This is a genomic window from Spiroplasma endosymbiont of Acasis viretata (assembly GCF_964031275.1).
Lineage (GTDB): Bacteria > Bacillota_I > Bacilli_A > Mycoplasmatales > VBWQ01 > Spiroplasma_E > Spiroplasma_E ixodetis_A.
In genome coordinates this window covers 149676-169355 of record NZ_OZ035019.1, presented here as the reverse complement: position 1 = coordinate 169355, position 19680 = coordinate 149676, and the positions used below count along the sequence as shown (strand labels likewise).

21 protein-coding genes and 2 pseudogenes are annotated in these 19680 nt (G+C 24.7%); 14 read left to right on the top strand and 9 right to left on the bottom strand.

The genetic code is table 4. From position 1 onward, the window contains the following. Window positions 1-347: 347 nt before the first annotated feature. The 5 genes from mraZ to sepF are packed head-to-tail and all read left to right on the top strand — an operon-like array spanning window position 348 to window position 4518. Window positions 348-779, top strand: a complete 432-nt coding sequence (gene mraZ / locus AAHM96_RS00925; RefSeq protein WP_342273680.1) for a division/cell wall cluster transcriptional repressor MraZ — start codon at window positions 348-350, stop codon at window positions 777-779. 5 nt (window positions 780-784) lie between these two features. Further along, window positions 785-1735, top strand: a complete 951-nt coding sequence (gene rsmH / locus AAHM96_RS00920; protein ID WP_342273314.1) for a 16S rRNA (cytosine(1402)-N(4))-methyltransferase RsmH — start codon at window positions 785-787, stop codon at window positions 1733-1735. Between the two features lie 21 nt (window positions 1736-1756). Beyond that, entirely contained in the window at window positions 1757-3037 is a 1281-nt protein-coding gene (locus AAHM96_RS00915; protein WP_342273313.1) for a hypothetical protein, read from the top strand. 35 nt (window positions 3038-3072) lie between these two features. Beyond that, the gene (gene ftsZ, locus AAHM96_RS00910; RefSeq protein WP_342273312.1) at window positions 3073-4227 is read left to right on the top strand and encodes a cell division protein FtsZ; all 1155 of its coding nucleotides are present in this window, start codon (window positions 3073-3075) and stop codon (window positions 4225-4227) included. A gap of 6 nt (window positions 4228-4233) precedes the next feature. Continuing rightward, the gene (sepF, locus tag AAHM96_RS00905; RefSeq protein ID WP_281748120.1) at window positions 4234-4518 is read left to right on the top strand and encodes a cell division protein SepF; all 285 of its coding nucleotides are present in this window, start codon (window positions 4234-4236) and stop codon (window positions 4516-4518) included. A gap of 88 nt (window positions 4519-4606) precedes the next feature. Here the strand turns inward: sepF and AAHM96_RS00900 are convergent, their stop codons facing one another. From AAHM96_RS00900 to AAHM96_RS00875, 6 genes and pseudogenes are all read right to left on the bottom strand, one after another. Beyond that, window positions 4607-5845, bottom strand: a complete 1239-nt coding sequence (locus tag AAHM96_RS00900) for an IS256 family transposase (protein WP_342273679.1) — start codon at window positions 5843-5845, stop codon at window positions 4607-4609. Window positions 5846-5957: 112 nt separating this feature from the next. Further along, entirely contained in the window at window positions 5958-7196 is a 1239-nt protein-coding gene (locus AAHM96_RS00895; protein ID WP_342273678.1) for an IS256 family transposase, read from the bottom strand. Between the two features lie 82 nt (window positions 7197-7278). Next, window positions 7279-8018: pseudogene (locus AAHM96_RS00890) on the bottom strand (IS5 family transposase). 227 nt (window positions 8019-8245) lie between these two features. Next, window positions 8246-8545, bottom strand: a complete 300-nt coding sequence (locus tag AAHM96_RS00885) for a hypothetical protein (RefSeq protein ID WP_342273311.1) — start codon at window positions 8543-8545, stop codon at window positions 8246-8248. A 120-nt stretch (window positions 8546-8665) separates the two neighbouring features. Further along, complete coding sequence (locus AAHM96_RS00880) at window positions 8666-9208, bottom strand: hypothetical protein (RefSeq protein WP_342273310.1); 543 nt, start codon at window positions 9206-9208, stop codon at window positions 8666-8668. 306 nt (window positions 9209-9514) lie between these two features. Next, window positions 9515-10072, bottom strand: coding sequence for a hypothetical protein (locus tag AAHM96_RS00875; protein ID WP_342273309.1), 558 nt, complete (start codon window positions 10070-10072; stop codon window positions 9515-9517). A 424-nt stretch (window positions 10073-10496) separates the two neighbouring features. Between AAHM96_RS00875 and rsmG the strand changes: the two genes are divergently transcribed. From rsmG to AAHM96_RS00860, 3 genes are all read left to right on the top strand, one after another. Beyond that, window positions 10497-11141, top strand: coding sequence for a 16S rRNA (guanine(527)-N(7))-methyltransferase RsmG (gene rsmG, locus AAHM96_RS00870; protein ID WP_342273308.1), 645 nt, complete (start codon window positions 10497-10499; stop codon window positions 11139-11141). A gap of 78 nt (window positions 11142-11219) precedes the next feature. Beyond that, complete coding sequence (locus AAHM96_RS00865) at window positions 11220-11984, top strand: AAA family ATPase (protein ID WP_342257693.1); 765 nt, start codon at window positions 11220-11222, stop codon at window positions 11982-11984. Beyond that, window positions 11977-12864, top strand: a complete 888-nt coding sequence (locus AAHM96_RS00860) for a ParB/RepB/Spo0J family partition protein (RefSeq protein ID WP_342273307.1) — start codon at window positions 11977-11979, stop codon at window positions 12862-12864. The genes AAHM96_RS00865 and AAHM96_RS00860 overlap by 8 nt, the downstream gene beginning before the upstream one ends. A gap of 62 nt (window positions 12865-12926) precedes the next feature. Here AAHM96_RS00860 and AAHM96_RS00855 read toward each other — a convergent pair whose 3' ends face one another. After that, entirely contained in the window at window positions 12927-13094 is a 168-nt protein-coding gene (locus AAHM96_RS00855) for a hypothetical protein (protein ID WP_281749041.1), read from the bottom strand. 129 nt (window positions 13095-13223) lie between these two features. On the opposite strand from AAHM96_RS00855, the gene AAHM96_RS00850 reads away from it, so the two are divergent. After that, window positions 13224-13397 (top strand): hypothetical protein, encoded by a 174-nt coding sequence (locus AAHM96_RS00850; protein WP_342273306.1) that lies wholly within the window; start codon window positions 13224-13226, stop codon window positions 13395-13397. On the opposite strand, the gene AAHM96_RS00845 is transcribed toward AAHM96_RS00850, so the two are convergent. Both AAHM96_RS00845 and AAHM96_RS00840 read right to left on the bottom strand, forming a co-directional pair. Then, complete coding sequence (locus tag AAHM96_RS00845; protein WP_342273677.1) at window positions 13389-13751, bottom strand: transposase family protein; 363 nt, start codon at window positions 13749-13751, stop codon at window positions 13389-13391. The genes AAHM96_RS00850 and AAHM96_RS00845 overlap by 9 nt on opposite strands. A 24-nt stretch (window positions 13752-13775) precedes the next feature. Further along, window positions 13776-14593, bottom strand: a pseudogene (locus AAHM96_RS00840) (IS5 family transposase). Between the two features lie 299 nt (window positions 14594-14892). Here AAHM96_RS00840 and ychF point away from each other — a divergent pair. The 5 genes from ychF (at window position 14893) to gltX (ending at window position 19535) form a co-directional block, all read left to right on the top strand. Further along, the gene (gene ychF, locus AAHM96_RS00835; protein WP_342273305.1) at window positions 14893-15990 is read left to right on the top strand and encodes a redox-regulated ATPase YchF; all 1098 of its coding nucleotides are present in this window, start codon (window positions 14893-14895) and stop codon (window positions 15988-15990) included. Between the two features lie 85 nt (window positions 15991-16075). Then, window positions 16076-16579: a hypothetical protein gene (locus tag AAHM96_RS00830; RefSeq protein ID WP_342273304.1), complete on the top strand. Its 504-nt coding sequence runs from the start codon at window positions 16076-16078 to the stop codon at window positions 16577-16579. A 14-nt stretch (window positions 16580-16593) separates the two neighbouring features. Continuing rightward, window positions 16594-17250 carry a hypothetical protein gene (locus tag AAHM96_RS00825; RefSeq protein WP_342273303.1) on the top strand — a complete coding sequence of 219 codons (657 nt, stop codon included), beginning with the start codon at window positions 16594-16596 and terminating at the stop codon, window positions 17248-17250. 13 nt (window positions 17251-17263) lie between these two features. Further along, window positions 17264-18067 carry a hypothetical protein gene (locus AAHM96_RS00820; RefSeq protein WP_342273302.1) on the top strand — a complete coding sequence of 268 codons (804 nt, stop codon included), beginning with the start codon at window positions 17264-17266 and terminating at the stop codon, window positions 18065-18067. A gap of 22 nt (window positions 18068-18089) precedes the next feature. Next, window positions 18090-19535, top strand: a complete 1446-nt coding sequence (gene gltX / locus AAHM96_RS00815) for a glutamate--tRNA ligase (RefSeq protein WP_342273301.1) — start codon at window positions 18090-18092, stop codon at window positions 19533-19535. Window positions 19536-19680: the final 145 nt, after the last annotated feature.

Sequence of the window (19680 nt, the reverse complement as noted above, 5' to 3'; positions counted from 1 at the left end):
GTGGCAAGTGGCTCTAATAAATTACCTAAATTTAAAAACTTTTTTATTAATAACACTATTTAATTTGATCAAAAGTATTTAATTTCTAAGTAATTAACTATAATAAAACTTAGAATAGTATAATAAAATATTATATTTGTTTTTTATAAAAGCATATAATATTGACAAACGGTAAGTTTAAAAAGTTTTAACTCATTTCTTTATTTTTTTAAAGTAAATGAGTTTTTATTTTTATTATTGTATGCTCTTTTATTTTACTGACTAGTCATACATTTAAAGTAATCAATTGCAATTATATGCCAAAGGTTATATAATATGGGTAATAGTGGGAAAGTGTGGGTGATATTATGCTACTAGGACAATCATTGTCAACATTAGACGAAAAGAAACGAATGATAATTCCTTCTAAGTTTAGAAGTTATTTTCATAACAATGAGATTATTATTGTTTCTAAAGGTTTTGAAGGCTGTTTAGTTATTCGTAACGAAATTGAATTTATTAAATGACAAGATAAAATCTTATCACAATCTGAAGGTCAGAAAGAAGCCAGAATTTTGGCAAGACAAGTATTTGCTAATTCAGAAGAATTAACTATTGATAGTAAAGGTCGCATTAATATTCCACATTCATTATTGACACTAGCTGATATTAAACAAAAAGTAATTATGATTGGACTATCCAATAAAATTGAGATTTGATCAGAAACTAATTGAAATAGTTTTAATCAAGATACCAAGGATAAATTTGAGTCAGCGGCAGCAGCTCTAGATGAGATATAAAAATTATGAATAATATCAATGCAAGACACATTTCTGTAATGTTAACAGAAGCAATTGATTTCTTAAATATTAAACCTGATGGTATTTATGTCGATTGTACATTAGGACGAGCAGGTCATAGTAAAGTTATACTATCAAAACTTACCTCTGGCAAACTATATGCTTTTGATCAAGATCAAATGGCCATTGATAATAGTAAAATTATTTTAAAAGATTTTAAAGATAAATATGAAATAATTAAAAGTAATTTTGCTAATATTCAATCTGAGCTTTTAAAAAGAAATATTACTAAAGTTGATGGTATATTATATGATTTAGGTATATCATCACCACAAGTTGATGAAGATATTAGAGGATTTAGTTATATGAAAGATGCTAAGTTAGATATGCGTATGGATCAAAGTCAAAAATTAAATGCGTGAGATATTGTTAATAATTATAATTATGAGCAATTAAAAACAATTATTAAAAATTATGGTGAAGAAGTATTTGCTAGTAGTATTGCTAAAAATATTATTAAAATAAGAACTTTTCAACCAATTGATACCACTTTACAATTGGTTACGATTATTAAAAAATCATTACCAGTAAGAGTATTAAATAAGCATCATCATCCTGCCAAAAAGACTTTTCAAGCATTAAGAATTGCTGTTAATAACGAGTTAGAAACATTAAAATCTTCTTTAAAACAATCTTTGAAATTATTAAATTCTAATGGTAGAATTGTTGTTATTAGTTTTCATTCTTTAGAAGATCGTATTGTTAAACAAACTTTTAATGAAGTTTTAATTGATCCACAAGCGCAATTATATGCTAAATTACCAGTTCATAATAATTGAAAAACAAAATATCAATTAATAATTAAAAAACCAATTACACCAAAGCCTGATGAAATAAATAAAAATCCAAGAGCACGAAGTGCAAAGTTAAGAGTTATTACTTATATTGATTCATAAAAATGTTTGGAGGTGAACAATATGAATTTTCAAGAATTATATGTTGTATGTCAAATTGAAGACTTTAGTTTAAAAGTTATGGTTAATAATTATGTTAATAATCAAATTCAGGTTTTATATAAAGAAACTGTTGATACTGAACAGTTTTCTGAAAATGGTGTAATTATTAATTCAATTGCTACAGGTAAGTTATTAAGGCAAATTATTAATAAAATTAATAATACTTTAAATATAAAAGTACAACGTATTGCCTTAACTTTACCTTCAAATAATTTAAAAATTTATCAATCACAAGCATCACTTGATTTTAAAGATGCTAACCACATTATTACTGATGAAGATTGTAGTAAAGTGATTGAAATGGCTAAAAACATTACTATTGATAATAGTGAAATTATTTGTTTAACTAAACCATACAATTTTAAAGTTGATCATGCAATTGGTAATTGTTCATTACCAATTGCTAAAAAAGGACAAGTTATGCATGTTGATGCTTTAGTTTATTCATTACCTAAAAGTTTATATAATTCTCACCTCGAAGTATTAACTAATGCCGAAACAGAATTGTTAACGGTTACTTTAGATCAATTTGCATTAGTATGTAATATTAAAAATACTGATTTTAATCGTAATACAGTTTTAGTTGATTGAAATATTAATAGTACTAAGATTAGTGTTTTTAGTAATTCAGTATTATTTGCAACAACAAATATTAAAATTGGTTGAAATCAAATAATTCAATCATTAATGAAGCAAATGCATTGTGGTTATGATAAAGCTGAAAGATATTTACAAAAAATTATTAATATAAGTAGTAATTATTTATGCGATGTTGTTGTTGATAAGTATGTTGATGAGCAGACAAAATCTATTGTTCGTTTAACAAAAACTGATTTACAAGCAACAGTTAAAAAACAAATTAATGAAATTATTGCTTGTATTGAATATTTTCTTGATGAAGTTAGTGATAATAATAGTTCAGATATGGAAATTATTTTTACGGGAATTACTATTGGTTTATGTGGTTTTGCCAACTATTTTAAAAATAATAGCAAACTAAAAGAAGTAAAATATATGCTTAGCCAAACTCTTGGTGCATATAGTTATCAGTGAACTACTTTAATCGGTAATACTCACTACCAACATTTAGTAAATGTTTTTAGTAATAATTATATTTCATCAATACATAAACCAGAAATTGTATCAAAATTAAATCATTATACGCATTCTAATAATCATGATAATAAGCATTATAATTCCCCCTTTCAACCAAATTATCAGTATAATGATGGTAGTAAATAGAAGAAGACAATTTGATTAATCAGGAGGAAAATAAAATGGAACATAATAATTCACAATTTAAACCAATAGCATCAATTCGGGTAATTGGTATTGGTGGTGCTGGTAATAATGCTGTTAATAGAATGATTGAAGCAGAGGTACAAGGTGTTGATTTTTATGTTGCTAATACTGATGCACAAGTAGTTAATGCATCTCCAGCTGAAAATAAAATTATTTTGGGCAAAGAATTATCAAAGGGACTTGGAGCGGGAGCTAATCCCGAAATTGGTAAACAAGCCGCAATTGAAAGTGAAGCAGAGATTAAACGTGCTTTAGATGGTGCAGATATGGTTTTTATTGCTGCTGGTATGGGTGGTGGTACTGGTACTGGTGCTGCATCAATTGTTGCAAGAATTGCTAAAGAATGTGGTGCTTTAACAATTGCTATTGTTACTAAACCATTTAAATTTGAAGGACGTAATCGTAATGCTCATGCCGTAGTTGGAATTGAAAATTTAAAGAAACAAGTTGATGCAATTATTATTATTTCTAATGATAAATTATTACAAGTAATTGGTAATATTCCTCTTAAAGATTCGTTTAAAGAAGCAGATAATATTTTACGTCAAGGTGTACAGACTATTACTGACTTAATTGCTGTTCCTGCTTTAATAAATTTAGATTTTGCTGATGTTCGTACTATTATTGAAAATAAAGGTAATGCCTTATTTGGTATTGGAATGTCAAAGGGTGAACATAAATCTAAACAAGCCGCAACAAAAGCTATTTCTTCTCCTTTACTTGATGATGTGACAATTAAGGGTGCTAAAAATGCTATTGTTAATGTTACTGGTGGAACAACAATGACATTAACTGATGCTAATATTGCTGTTGATTTAGTTCGTGATGCTGCGGGTAATGATGTTAATATCATTTTTGGTGTCGCTGTTAATGAAAATTTAAATGATGAAATGATTGTAACAGTTATTGCCACTGGTTTTGATGAAGAAGGTGCTAATGGCAATAATTTTGTTTATAGTTCAAAAGTTGATAATCATGAATTTATTACTAATAAGACTCAATATTTAAGCGAAGAAATTAAAGAACAAACAAAGAAAAAAGAAGAAGAACAACAAAATTTAGTCCAAGAAGCAGCAATGGAAGCAGATGATGATTTACCATCATTTTTACGAAGACGAAAGGAAGTTTAATTAATTATGGGATGAAGAAGTAAAAAATATAAAGACAGTGATGAAAATAGTAATTATAAAACCAGTTTTCAAGAACAAATACAAGAATTTGCTCCTAAAAATTATCAAGAAATTGAATCAATTGCTAATGCTATGATTTTACAAAAACCAATTAAAGTTAATTTAACAACAACTGTTGAAAATGATCGAAGAAGAATTATAGATTTTCTTTGTGGTATTTCGTATGTTATTGGTTTTGTTGTTGATAAAACTGATATTCATATTTATGAATTTAAAAATGAATTAAGTTAATCTTGAACAAATAGGTTTTTATTTCTTTCTAATAATAAAGAAATAAAGAGGCTTTTATGTAATCTGTGTATCTTTGTTTTACAAAGTACTAGTTTAGATTAATTCTATCTTCAAATTTTATCATAAAATGAGCAATTGCTGTATTTCAATTTTGAATGGGCATTGTTCATTTTTTTGTTATATTTTCAATTGCTAAGTAAAATATTTTGAAAACTGCCATATCATTTGGAAAAACTTTTTTATTTCTGATGACTTTTCGTAATTGACTATTTACAGATTCAATAGCATTTGTAGTATAAATCACTCTTTTGATTTCTACTGGATAACTAATAAAAACCATTAAATTATCTCAATTTTTATATCAAGATTTAGCAATTTGAGGATATTGTTTATTTCATTTACTTTCAAAGGATTCTAAAGCCTGCATTGCTTGTTCTTCACTACATGCAGTATAAATTGGTTTTAAATCTGCAACTAGAGATTTTCTATGCTTATATGAGACATATTTCAAACTATTTCTAATTTGATGAACTATGCATAATTGATGTTCTGTTTTAAGATAAACTGATTGTATTGCTTCTGACATGCCTGTTAAATTATCACTGCAGGCAATAAGAATATCATTTAAGCCACGATTTTTCATTTCTGTTAAATTTGCTAATCAAAATTTAGCACCTTCATTTTCACTAATTCATAAACCTAAAACATCTTTTTTACCTTCTAAATCAACTCCTAAAGCTATATAAACTGATTTATTAATAATCCTTTTATCTTGTCGTACTTTCACTACTATGCAATCAAAATAAACAATCGGATAGACACTTTCTAATGGTCGATTTTGCCATGCTTTTACATCATCAATAACATCATCAGTAATTTGGCTAATAACACTTTCACTAATATCAGCACCATGATATAACTCTTGCAACTGCATTCTAATGTCAGATAATGTCATACCTTTTGCATATAAAGAAAGAACTTGTTGATCAAAACCATCAAATCTTCTTTGTCTTTTTGCAACTATTACAGGATTAAAATTACTATTGCGATCTCGTGGTACATCAATCTCAATTTTACCTTGTTGAGTTATTAATTTTTTTGAACTTATACCATTACGAGCATTGTCACTATTACTATGTTGATTCTTATCATATCCTAAATAATTTTGCATCTCAGAATTCAACATTTTTTCAACTAAATGTTTTGTTAATTCTTTATACAATCCTCCCTCTTTAAAAACTGTTGTTAAATCTTCAGTATTTTCTAATAATAAATCTACTGCTTTTGATATTGGATCATTATTATTAATATTTTGCTTTTTAGCCATCTGTAACTCACTCTTTCTAGTCATTTAATTATATTTACTAGAATTAATTAAACATAGTTATTTTTGTAAGTTACACAGATTACTAAACATTACCTCTTTGTTTTACAAAGTACTAGTTTAGATTAATTCTATCTTCAAATTTTATCATAAAATGAGCAATTGCTGTATTTCAATTTTGAATGGGCATTGTTCATTTTTTTGTTATATTTTCAATTGCTAAATAAAATATTTTAAAAACTGCCATATCATTAGGAAAAACTTTTTTATTTCTGATAACTTTTCGTAATTGACTATTTACAGATTCAATAGCATTTGTAGTATAAATCACTCTTTTGATTTCTACTGGATAACTAATAAAAACCATTAAATTATCTCAATTTTTATATCAAGATTTAGCAATTTGAGGATATTGTTTATTTCATTTACTTTCAAACGATTCTAAAGCCTGCATTGCTTGTTCTTCACTACATGCAGTATAAATTGGTTTTAAATCTGCAACTAGAGATTTTCTATGCTTATATGAGACATATTTCAAACTATTTCTAATTTGATGAACTATGCATAATTGATGTTCTGTTTTAAGATAAACTGATTGTATTGCTTCTGACATGCCTGTTAAATTATCACTGCAGGCAATAAGAATATCATTTAAGCCACGATTTTTCATTTCTGTTAAATTTGCTAATCAAAATTTAGCACCTTCATTTTCACTAATTCATAAACCTAAAACATCTTTTTTGCCTTCTAAATCAACTCCTAAAGCTATATAAACTGATTTGTTAATAATCCTTTTATCTTGTCGTACTTTCACTACTATGCAATCAAAATAAACAATCGGATAGACACTTTCTAATGGTCGATTTTGCCATGCTTTTACATCATCAATAACATCATCAGTAATTTGGCTAATAACACTTTCACTAATATCAGCACCATGATATAACTCTTGTAATTGCATTCTAATATCTGATAATGTCATACCTTTTGCATATAAAGAAAGAACTTGTTGATCAAAACCATCAAATCTTCTTTGTCTTTTTGCAACTATTACAGGATTAAAATTACTATTGCGATCTCGTGGTACATCAATCTCAATTTTACCTTGTTGAGTTATTAATTTTTTTGAACTTATACCATTACGAGCATTGTCACTATTACTATGTTGATTCTTATCATATCCTAAATAATTTTGCATCTCAGAATTCAACATTTTTTCTACTAATCTTTTTGTTAATTCTTTATACAATCCTTTCTCTTTAAAAACTGTTATTAAATCTTCAGTATTTTCTAATAATAAATCTACTGCTTTTGATATTGGATCATTATTATTAATATTTTGCTTTTTAGCCATCTGTAACTCACTCTTTCTAGTCATTTAATTATATTTACTAGAATTAATTAAACATAGTTATTTTTGTAAGTTACACAGATTACTAAACATTACCTTTTTTTTCACAATTTTTTCATAATCTTCTGCATTTTTCTAATCATGCAAAACTTCGTTCTACAACTCATCTTTTTGGTAATACTACAAAAGAATGTAATTCATTACGTTTTATAACTTCAACATTTGCATTTATAATTGTTTTAATTTTAGAAGCAAATTTTTCACCAGTATAACCAGCATCTACTAGTATTTTTTGAACTGCAGAAAGATTCTCTTTTTCATTTTCAATCATTATTATAGCACTATTACGATCTGTTTTTTCTGCTGTGGTTATGTAAATTGCATGTGGTAAACCTTGAGAATCAACAGCAATATGACGCTTTATTCGTGAAATCTTTTTACCAGCATCATAACCTTTATTTTTAGTAGTATCTGTATTTTTAACACTTTGTGAATCAATTATACAAAAACTAGTTTGTTCTTTTCTACCATTATTGATACGAAATGCCTTGACTAATTTTTTTTAAAACTAATTGTAATACACTAGGTTTTTTATCATTATTTTTACTTCAAGCTTGAAAATAATAATATACAATTTGTCATTTTGGAAAATTTTTTTGGTAACATTCTTCACTGGCAACCACTTTTTAATACATATAAAACTGCACAAAATACTTCATATAAATCTAAACTTCTTGGTTTAGTTCTCTTTTTAGTATTTTCTAAAATTGATTTTATATTTTCAAATTGCTCTTTGCTAACATTACTAGGATAATTTTTACACATATATACCTCTTATTTTAAAATATATAATCATTTTATCCTATTCTCTAAAAGATTTTAAAGAGGTTCTAATATTAACTATCAAAAAATTAATGATGATGAAGAAATAAGTTTTAAATCTAAAAAAAATAAGTGTATAGTAATGTAAATTAAAACATTTATTTTTTAAGAAAATATTTTTTATAATTTGTATAATAATTTTTAAAAAAGAAAGATTTTAGAGTTAAATACTAGTATTTATTAATAAATTGATTAGTTGTTATATTAAGATCTTGGTTTTCATATTTTGTTATTTCTTCATGCAAAGATTTTGATCATTTAATGTGTGAATTTAATGGTTTTACATTTTCTAATAATATAGATTCTTTATATTCTTGATTTGTACTGCTAATACTTTCTTTTTTTTCTGCTTCTTGTTGGTAAATTTTTTTTGTTAAATCTTTTTTAGATTTGCTTTTTTGTTCTTGATTTTGGTATTTATTAATTAATAATTTTAATATTTTTCTTTTTTCTAGACTTAATGCTCCCATTTTTCTTGGACTTAATGCGGGTATTTGTTCTTTTGTGAGTGCTTCTATTTGTTGATTTGTAAGTCAACTAATTTGTTCGATTGTGAATGTTGCTATTTGTTCAGATAGAAATGCTGCTATTTATTCGCTTGTAAATGCGGGTATTTGCTCAGTTGTTAGTCAAGTAATTTGTCAATCTGTAAATGCTTGAATTTGCTTTTCGGTAAATGCTGGTATTTGTTCTTTTGTGAGTGCTGCTATTTGTGAAGCCGTAAATTCTTGTATTTGATCAATTATGAAGGCAGATATTTGTTTTGTTGTAAAATGTGGTATTTGTTCTTTTGTAAATGCGGGTATTTGTTTTTCTGTTAGTGCTTGTATTTGTTCTGGTATAAACATTTGTATTTGTATCGGTGTAAAAGTAGAAATTTGTTTTTCTGTTAGTACTTGTATTTGTTTATAATCAAATCATCTAATTTGATTTAGAGTTAATTCTTTCATTTGATTTTCTGTGAGTGCTTGAATTTGTTTTTCTGTGAGTGCGGGTATTTGTTCTGTAGTAAGTGCTTGTATTTGTTCTATTGTGAATGTTGCTATTTGTTCAGATAGAAATGCTGCTATTTGTTCTGCTGTAAATCAGGGTATTTGTTTTTTTGTAAATAAACTAATTTGTCATTCAGTCATTGCTTTAATTTGATGTGTTGTGAATTCGGGTATTTGTTCGATTGTGAGTGCTTGTATTTGTTCTTTTGTAAATATTTCTATTTGTTCTATTGTGAATGTGGGTACTTGTTTTTTCGTAAATCAAGAAATCTTATCTTTTGTGAATGTTGCTATATGTGTTTCTGTAAATTGTGGTATTTGTTTTTTGGTAAATCAAGTGATTTGTCAAACAGTAAGTGCTGCTGCTTGTTCGCTTGTGAGTGCTGGTATTTGTTTTTTGGTTAATGCTTTTATTTGTATTTCTGTAAATGCTGCTATTTGTTTTTTCTAAGTCAAGTAATTTGTATTTTTGTGAATCATGATATTTGTTTTTTTGGTGAATCAAGAAATTTGTAAAGTAGTAAATGATTCTATTTGTTTTTTTGTCAATGATTGAATTTGTAATTTTGTCAATATTTGGATTTGTTCAATGGTGAATCAAGTAATTTGTCATTCTGTAAATGCTTGTATTTGTCTTGGTGTTAAAATTACTATTTCTTCAGTTGTCAATCTCTGTACTTCTTTTTTTGTGAGTATTTGAATTTCATGTGTAGTTAATTTATTTATATTTTGTAGATTTATATCTTTTTTTTCTTCATTTATTTTAATAAATAGTACTTCTCTTTTCATTTTATTTATGAAATGTGGTTTATATGTATTTATTGATTTATTAAATAAAACCTTTGATAATTCTTGTGATTTTAGAAAATTTTGATATATTTCTTCAAGTTTATTTTTATGTTCTTGGATAGGATTTGTTCAATTATTAATTTCTATAATGGTGTTTAATGAACTATTATTAATAGATTTTGTTAGTTCCTTTGAAAAATTAAGTAAAATTTTCATTTTTTTATTTTTCCTTTCAATGGTATCAATTAAAACATAAAAACTCATTTACTTTAAATTAAGCAATGAGTTAAAAAACTTTTATAATTTGTTTAATAATTATTATTATATGTGTTAATTATATTTGAGTTTAAAGAAAATACAACGAAAATGATATTTTAAGCATTTTAAATTATTTAATTAATAATTAATTAAAAATAACATTAAATTTTGAAGGATAGTAGTTATGTGATAAAATTTCAAGCATATACTAAAAAAACATTATAATTAAATATAAAATTATAATTAAATTATATTTAATTATTTAAAGCATTATATTTATAGTCTACTTTAAATAAAGTATTTTATTAAAAGATTGATTTAGGAGTAAGCAATGAATAAAGATTGAACTATAGGTTTAACTAATTTAACTTTAACACCAATAATGGAACAACAATTAAGTCGGTATTATAAAATTTTAATTGCTGAAAATAAAAAATATAACTTAACAACAATTATTGAAGAAGTAGAAGTTTATTATAAACATTTCTATGATGCTCTTTTAATTAGTAATAACATCACTTTGGATGATCAAAATATTTGTGATGTTGGTAGTGGTGCTGGTATACCAGGAATAATTTTAAAAATTTGTTTTCCCAAATTACAATTAACCATTATTGAATCAAATACAAAGAAATGTCAATTTCTAAAAACAGTAATTACTGAATTAAACTTAGAAAACGTTTATATAATTAATCAAAGAGCAGAAGCATTTGCTCATCAATATCGTGAAACATTTGATATTGTAACAGCAAGAGCATTAGCACCGCTAAATATTTTAAGTGAATTATGTTTAGGATTAGTAAAAGTTGAAGGATTATTTATTGCCTATAAGGGTCTTAAAGTTGAAGAAGAACTTGCGTTGGCACAAAATAGTATTAACACAATGGGTGCAAAGTTAATTAATCAATTTACTGTTCAATTACCAAACAACTATGGTCAAAGAACAATCCTTCATTTTCAAAAATATAAATTATGTGCTTTAAAATATCCAAGACCTTATCAACAAATTAAAAGTAAACCTTTGTAAATAATATTAATTAAAATTAGTGTTAAACTTAATTAGTAGGATAAAATATTAGTCTATTAATTTAGAAAGGTAATTATTATGGGCAAAATTATTGCAATTGCTAATCAAAAAGGTGGAGTTGGAAAAACAACTACTGCTACTAATCTTGCTGCAGGTTTAGGTATAAAAAATAAAAAAGTGTTACTTATTGATTTGGATCCACAAGGTAGTGCTACTATTTCAATGGGTTTTGCTGCTGATAAAGTTGAACAAGATATATATGATGTTTTAGTACATGATGTTCCATTGGAAAAAGTCATTAAAACTGAAGTTTGTCAAGGAGTAGATTTATTACCATCGACCATTTCTTTGGCGGGAGCCGAAATATTTTTATTAGAGCAATCTCGTAATAAAAGAAATATTTTATTAGAAAAATTAGAACCCGTAAAGGAAGTATATGATTTTATTATTATTGATTGTCCGCCTAGTTTAGGATTAGTTAATCGTAATGCTTTAGCTTCAGCTAATTCAGTTATTATTCCGTTACAAGCTGAGTTTTATGCATTAGGTGGTTTGGTACAATTATTATCTACTATTCGTTTAGTACAAAAATTATTTAATCCCAATTTAGAAATTGAAGGCATTTTATTAACTATGGTTAATATTAGAACAACTTCTTCTGTTGAAGTTATCAAAGAAATTCAAAAAAATTTTAGAGAAAAAGTTTATAAAAATTATATTCCAAGAAATGTAACCCTAAGTGAAGCACCAAGTCATGGTAAAAATATTTTTAGTTATCGGCCACGTTGCAGTGGTGCTATTGCTTATCAAAGTTTAGTGAACGAGGTGTTAAATAATGTCTAATGATAAAAAAAATCGTATTTCTGCTAAAGGTTTAGCATCAATTTTTGGTGAAGGTTTAAATGATTTGATAACTAACATTGAAAGTTCACCAGAAATTGCTAAAACTTTTTCACAAACTATTTCTCTTGCTAAAATTATTCCTAATCCATATCAACCACGTGTAGTATTTAATGAACAAGAAATTAAAGAACTAAGTGATTCAATTAAAATTCATGGTTTAATTCAACCAATTATTGTTAAAAAAACGATAACAGATGGTGTTTTTCAATTAGTTGCTGGTGAACGTAGAACTAAAGCTGCAAAATTAGCAGGTTTAACAGAGATCTCTGCAGTAACTATTGAAGTAACAGATCAACAATTAATGGAATTTGCTTTGATTGAAAATATTCAACGTGTTGATTTGAATGCTTTTGAAGAAGCACAGGCATATCAAACTTTAATTAGTAAAATGAAATGAACTCAAGAACAACTCTCACAAAAAGTTAATAAATCACGTAGTCACATTGCTAATACTTTACGAATTTTGCAATTGCCAGTAGAGATTTTACAAATGCTTCAACGCAATGAATTAACAATGGGTCATGTTAAACCATTATTAAGTTTAGGTACTAATCTTAATTTAATGATAACTATTGCTAAAAGGGCATATAGTGAACAATGAAGTGTTCGTAAGGTTGAAGATGTTATTAAGATGCAACAATTAAGTTTAAATCAAAAACAAAATGTTAATAAAAAGTTAGATCTTCATTTAGTAGCATTAGAAAATACTTTATCAAGAACTTTAGATACTAAAGTAAAAATCAATAAAAAACAACTAATCATCAATTATAGTAATCACAAAGAATTAAATCGAATTTTAGAATTTTTAAAATTAATATAAATTTAAAATGAGTATAAATGTTTTAAAGCATTTATACTCATTTTTTATTTTGTAAATTTATTTTATGTTATTTCTCTAAAAGGAAATATTAATCCTGAATTAGTATAGATAATTAAGTTTGTAATAAAAACAAATAAGATAGACAAACCAATTGCAATTTTACTTATACCTAGTATGATTAATAATTTTTTTGATATATCATGAGGATAAGTTAAAAGTTTCTTTTCCATATTTTCCTCCTAAAAGTTATATTTATTTTTAAGCCTTACTTATTTATAATTATATACTATTGTAAAAGTTTTTATCATTATATTTGATGTTATAATGTTATTTAAAAAACATTGAAAGGAAAATTAAATATGCCAGAAAAAGATAAGAATACGTTATTTAAACGTATTATTTTTAGAAAATATAAAGATGAAATTAATTGAGTAAAAATGATTAATTATTTGTTTAAAGAAAGAAAAATTTTTGAAGAAGATGTAGCAATTTTAACCAATTTATTTAATAGACTTGGTGCAAAACTAAGGTAATTCAAAATTATATATTCCTGCTATTAAATTAAATCTTAATGCAAATCTTCATATTTTATTGCGATATTTTAAAGTTAAAATTTTAAAACGTTTTAGTTTAGCAAATACGTGTTCAATTTTAATTATAATTTTGCTTAAAGTTTTATTGTATTCTTTTTGAATTGGTATTAATTTATTGTATTTACTTTTTTTAAATGGCAAAAATGTATTTTTATGAATATTTTGTATTCCTTGATAACCTGAATCAACAAAAACTTGTTTTTCTGGATGAATAAAAGTTTTAGATTTTAAAAGTAATTTAAAATCATGAATGCTTCCAAAACAAAAAGCGGTTGAAATAATTTTTCCATTTAAAATATCAATAGACTTGGTGCAAAACTAAGGTAATTCAAAATTATATATTCCTGCTATTAAATTAAATCTTAATGCAAATCTTCGTATTTTATTGCGATATTTTAAAGTTAAAATTTTAAAACGTTTTAGTTTAGCAAATACGTGTTCAATTTTAATTCTAATTTTGCTTAAAGTTTTATTGTATTCTTTTTGAATTGGTATTAATTTATTGTATTTACTTTTTTTAAATGGCAAAAATGTATTTTTATGAATATTTTGTATTCCTTGATAACCTGAATCAACAAAAACTTGTTTTTCTGGATGAATAAAAGTTTTAGATTTTAAAAGTAATTTAAAATCATGAATGCTTCCAAAACAAAAAGCGGTTGAAATAATTTTTCCATTTAAAATATCAATAATTATTTGCGATTTAAGAGTATGATGTTTGTTTTTACCCGAAAAAAGTAATTTTAGTTTTTTTTAATTCTTTCAATTGGAGTTTCAGTAGCATCAATAGCTAGTAAAGTATTATTGATTCCTTTATTTTTGATTAAATCTTTTTTGCCAGATAAATTAAAAATTCCACTTTTTATTAAAGTATTTTCAATTCAAAAAATATTACGAATGCAGCTAGTATGACTAATATTATATCTTTTTGCAATAACTCTATAACTACTATACTCTTTTCAGTATTCTAATGTCATTAATAAACGATTTTCTATTGATAATTTATTAGGTTTACCACCAACTGCTTTTTTAATTGCTTCAGCTTTTTTTAAAATTTCAACCATTTTTTGAAATGTTTGTAGTTTTATTCCCACTAAACTATAAAATTCTTGTTCATCTTTGTATTTTTTTAACATAATAATTATCACCTTTGATATTAATAATAACCGTTAAATTATTAAAATTAAAGGTTTTGCACCAAGTCTATTCTAAATTTCTAAAACCACCAATTTTACAAATTAAAATTTAGAATTTTATATCAAAAATGGTCCAGTAATTAAGGTCCAACCACCAACCACCGTAAATACTGTACCATTACCATCCAAATCAACTCCAAAATTAAATTTTTCTTAATTGATAATTAATTTTATATTTTTCTTTATAATTTATATGATACGATGTAATCATATAAGTAAAAGAAACAGGTGTATATTATATGTTAACTGCTGGTATCGTTGGTTTACCTAATGTAGGTAAATCAACATTATTTAAAGCCATAACCAATTCACAAGTATTAATTGAAAATTATCCTTTCGCTACTATAAAACCAAATATTGGTAGCGTTCCAGTCAATGATTCAAGAATTTTAAATTTAATAAAAATTTTTAATCCACAAAAAGTTGTACCAACAATTTTAGAATTACATGATATTGCTGGACTTGTCAAAGGCGCTAGTAAAGGTGAAGGATTAGGTAATCAATTTCTTGCCAATATTAGAACGGTTGATGCAATATGCGAAGTTATTCGTTGTTTTGATGATATTAATGTTACTCATGTTGAAAATAAAATTGATCCAATTAATGATTTTGAAATTATTGAATTAGAATTAATGTTAGTTGATCAAGAAGTAATAAGTAAACGAAAAGAAAAAGTTCGTAAAAAATCGCAAATAACTAGAGATAAACAAGGTATTGCTGAGGTAGATTTATTAGAAAAAATTAATAATGAATTAAACAATGGTATTGCTATTCGCAATCAAAAGTTAAATTCAGAAGAATTACTAATGATTAAACCTTATAATTTTTTAACTGCTAAACCAATAATTGTTATTGCTAATATTAATGAAAAAGATTTAATAACTAAAACTAATAAATATGTTGAACAATTACAACAATATATGAGCAAAAAAAATATTACTGTAATTGTTGTTTGTGCTAAGACAGAATGTGAACTTTCTGAATTAGAAGCAGAAGAAAAAAAAGAAATGTTTAAAGAGTTAAATATTTTTGAATCAGGAATTGATCAAATTGTATTAGCAACTTATAAACTATTAAATTTAGGTACTTATTTTACTGTTGGACCCAAAGAAGTTCATGCTTGAACTTTTATTAAAGGAATGAAAGCACCAGAGTGTGCTGGTATCATTCATACAGATTTCATGAAAGGTTTTATTAGACTTAAAGTTTATAATTATCAAGATATAGAATTATTGGGTAGTGAAAAAAATGTTCAGGAAAAGGGAAAAATGAGAGTTGAAGGTAAAAATTATATAGTTGAAGATGGTGATATTTGTCATTTCCTTTTTAATGTTTAGTTTTAAGATAATATTAATTATAAAAAGGTTATAGTTTTGCTATAATTAATTTGAAAATATACTAGCAAGAAAGGAAAAAATTATTATGTTAAAAAGTAATTTACAAAATCCTAATTCTGACATTCAAGAAAACAATTATGTTCCAAATAAAAAAACTAAAAAGTTTGATGTTCTTAATAAAATAAAAGTTTCAAGAGCTTTACTTTTTTGATCACCAATTGTGCAAATTATTGGTAGTATTGCTTTTTTAATACTATTAATAGTTAATGCATTTGTTGGGCAAAAAATGGAGTTTGAATTTAGTAAACTACAATTAGCTTTATCATTATCATATGTTGGAATTGCAATTTTAGTCAGTATTATTTGTTTTATGATACCAGCAAAGAAACTTAAAAAGAAATCTTCATTTAGAATTACTGCTATTTCAACATTAATATTATCAACATTAATGTTAAGCGGTAGTCTAGTTTTTTGATCAATACCAGTATTATTATTTTTTTCATTAATCTCATTAATTGTATGAATATGTGAAGTAATAGCAGCGATTATTTTAATTTTAGTAGTTGAAGAATTACCTAATGAAAAATAAAGTAGGTGAAAATAATGAAAATTAAAGATTTAGATAATCTTAAAAACAAAGAAACATGTTTTATTCCATATGAACAAAAAACTAAAAATGCATATTTTGTTTATTTGACAATATCAATAGTTCTTTTTTTATCAGTTTTTATTTTTTCATTATTTGCTGCTATTAATGTATCAAAATATAAATTATATAATGTACTTACTGATTTTAATTATCCTATTTTGAATTTATTTTATGCACCAATTGTTTGTTTAATTGCAATTACTGTAAGTATGATTTTATTAATATTTGCTCCTAGAGTAAGTATTGTCTCTTCAAAGTATAGCAGTAGAATGTTTTATACTGCTTTTTGATTATTAATTCTTAGTGTAATGTTAAGTTCAGAAGTACAATTAACTTATATTTCACAATCTGGAATATTATATAATGAAAATTATCATTGAATTAATCCAATTATTGCAAGAATATTTATTATTTTTAGTCTTTTTTTAATTTTGATTACACAACTATTTTTTTGAATTATGCGTAGAAAGTTTACATTTATGAACTCAGATTATGAAATTTATACTACTAGAAGTATGGAAAAAAAACAAAGACGAATTAGAAAACAAGAATTAAAAAAAATTAAAAAACAAGAAAAGAGATTTAGTAAAAAAACTTTGAATATTAAATAAGGGGGACAGATTTATGAGAATTCGTAATTGGTGGTTTATTAGTTTTTATTTATTATTAAGCACATTTATTATTTATGAATTATTTTTTTTAATTGCTTTGTCAAAAAATACAGTTTTAAAAGATTTATATTATTATGGTTTTCAAATTGCAGAACCTTCACCAAGTTTTAATCCTTCAAGTTATACTGCAGTTTATTATTTACCAGTAATAGGTTTGATTGTAAGTAGTTTTGGGTTGATAAGTTGTATTTTTACGGTAAGAGTTTTTCTCGAAAAATCTCCTCGTTTTAAATTTGTATTTTTAGTTGTAAACTTTATAATTTTTGTTGTTGGATTTTTAATAAGTTTTTCTGGTCAATTGCTTTATTGTGAATGAAGTAATGATAGTGCACAAATAATACCTAATAGGGGTGGAACAATTGAAACACCAAGTTTTTATTATCGAAATTGAGTTTCTTCAACAATTGTTTGATCAATTTTTGGTTTTTATTTTGCATTACTTGTTGCAGCAGTTATTTTATTACTTAAATTAAATTTAATTAATGTTCAAACATATCACTTTTATCGTCAACGTATTGAACAAGCAATTGAATTTGAACCAGAATTAAAACAACCATTACCAAGTTCTAATGAATTTGATCCAAATGATACACAGACTATTACAATTTTTCTTGATGAAGAAGTAAATGAAAAATTACAATCTAAAACTAATCGTAAAAAAATAATGAAATCCTCTAAAAATAATAAAAAAAAATTAAATTCTAAAAAAAAGACTAATAAAGTAGAAAAAAAAGTTAGTAAGATTAAAAAATCTTAAATTTAATAAAGATGGTGAAAATATGAAAATTCGTGTACGATATGCACCTAGTCCTACTGGGTATTTACATATTGGTGGTGCTAGAACAGCATTATTTAATTATTTATTTGCAAAAAATAACAAAGGAGATTTTATAGTTAGAATTGAAGATACTGATTTAGAACGCAATATTGAAGATGGAATTAGTTCACAATTAGATAATTTACGTTGAATGGGAATAATTCCTGATGAAACTATTGATTTACCAGGTAAATATGGTCCTTATAAACAAACTGAACGTTTAAATATATATATTCAACATGCATTAATACTAATAAAAGAAAAAAAAGCATATTATTGTTTTTGTACACCTCAATATCTAGAAGAAATGCGTAAGAAACAAGCAGATAAAAATATTTTAGCTTTCCAGTATGATGGAACATGTTCAAAATTAGAGCAGTCTGTAATTGAAGAAAATTTAGAAAATAAAATTTCATATGCTATTAGAGTTAAAATTCCCACTAATAAAAGTTATAAAATTAAAGATTTAGTTCGTGGTAATGTTGAATTTAATTCAGTAGATTTAGGAGATTACATTATTATTAAATCAAATGGAGTGGCCACTTATAATTTCGCTGTTGTTATTGATGATCATTTAATGGAAATAAGTCATGTTTTTCGTGGTGAAGAACATTTGTCAAATACACCAAAACAATTAGTTATTTATGAGTATTTTAATTGGAAAATGCCAATTTTTACCCACTTAACATTAATTGTTAATAATAAACGTAAAAAATTATCAAAACGTGATGGTAGCATTATCCAATTTATTCATCAATATCGTAAAGAAGGATATTTACCAGAAGCAATTTTTAATTTTATTGCTTTATTAGGATGAAGTTCGCATGAAGAAAAAGAAATTTATACTAAAGAACAATTAATTAAATTATTTACCCCAAAATATTTAAGTAAAGCACCAAGCATGTTTGATCCAGAAAAATTAGTGTGAATGAATAATTATTATATTAAAAGATTAAATGTTGAACAATACTTAGCTTTAGTAACACCTTTTATTAAAGAAAAATATAATTGAAATAGCAAAACTATTGAATGATGAAAAGAAGTATTATTAATTTATCAATCACAGTTAGAATATGGTAGTCAAATTAATGAATTGGTAAGTTTATTTTTTAAAAATAATTTTAAGGTAGATATAGAAGCAAAGACTTTTTTGAATGATAATGAATGTAACTTAGTTTGTACAACATTTATTAAAAAGATTATTGATTGTAAAAATTGAACTAGTGATAATGTTAAAAACATTATTAATGAAGTTAAAAAAGAAACTAATGTTAACGGCAAATTATTATTTATGCCAATTAGAATTATTACGACAGGACAAATGCATGGACCTGATTTAGTTAGCACCATTAAACTATTAGGTTATGATACCATTATTAATAATGTGAAATTAAATTTTAAATATTAAAGAAAAATAATTATTATTACTTATATAGAAAATATAATATTTACTTTTGTTATAAATAAAAATTATAAAATTGTTCTTTTTACTCAAAATAATTATTAAAATAGAAGAAAAATTTTATATTATGTTACTATTAAAATAAAAAATT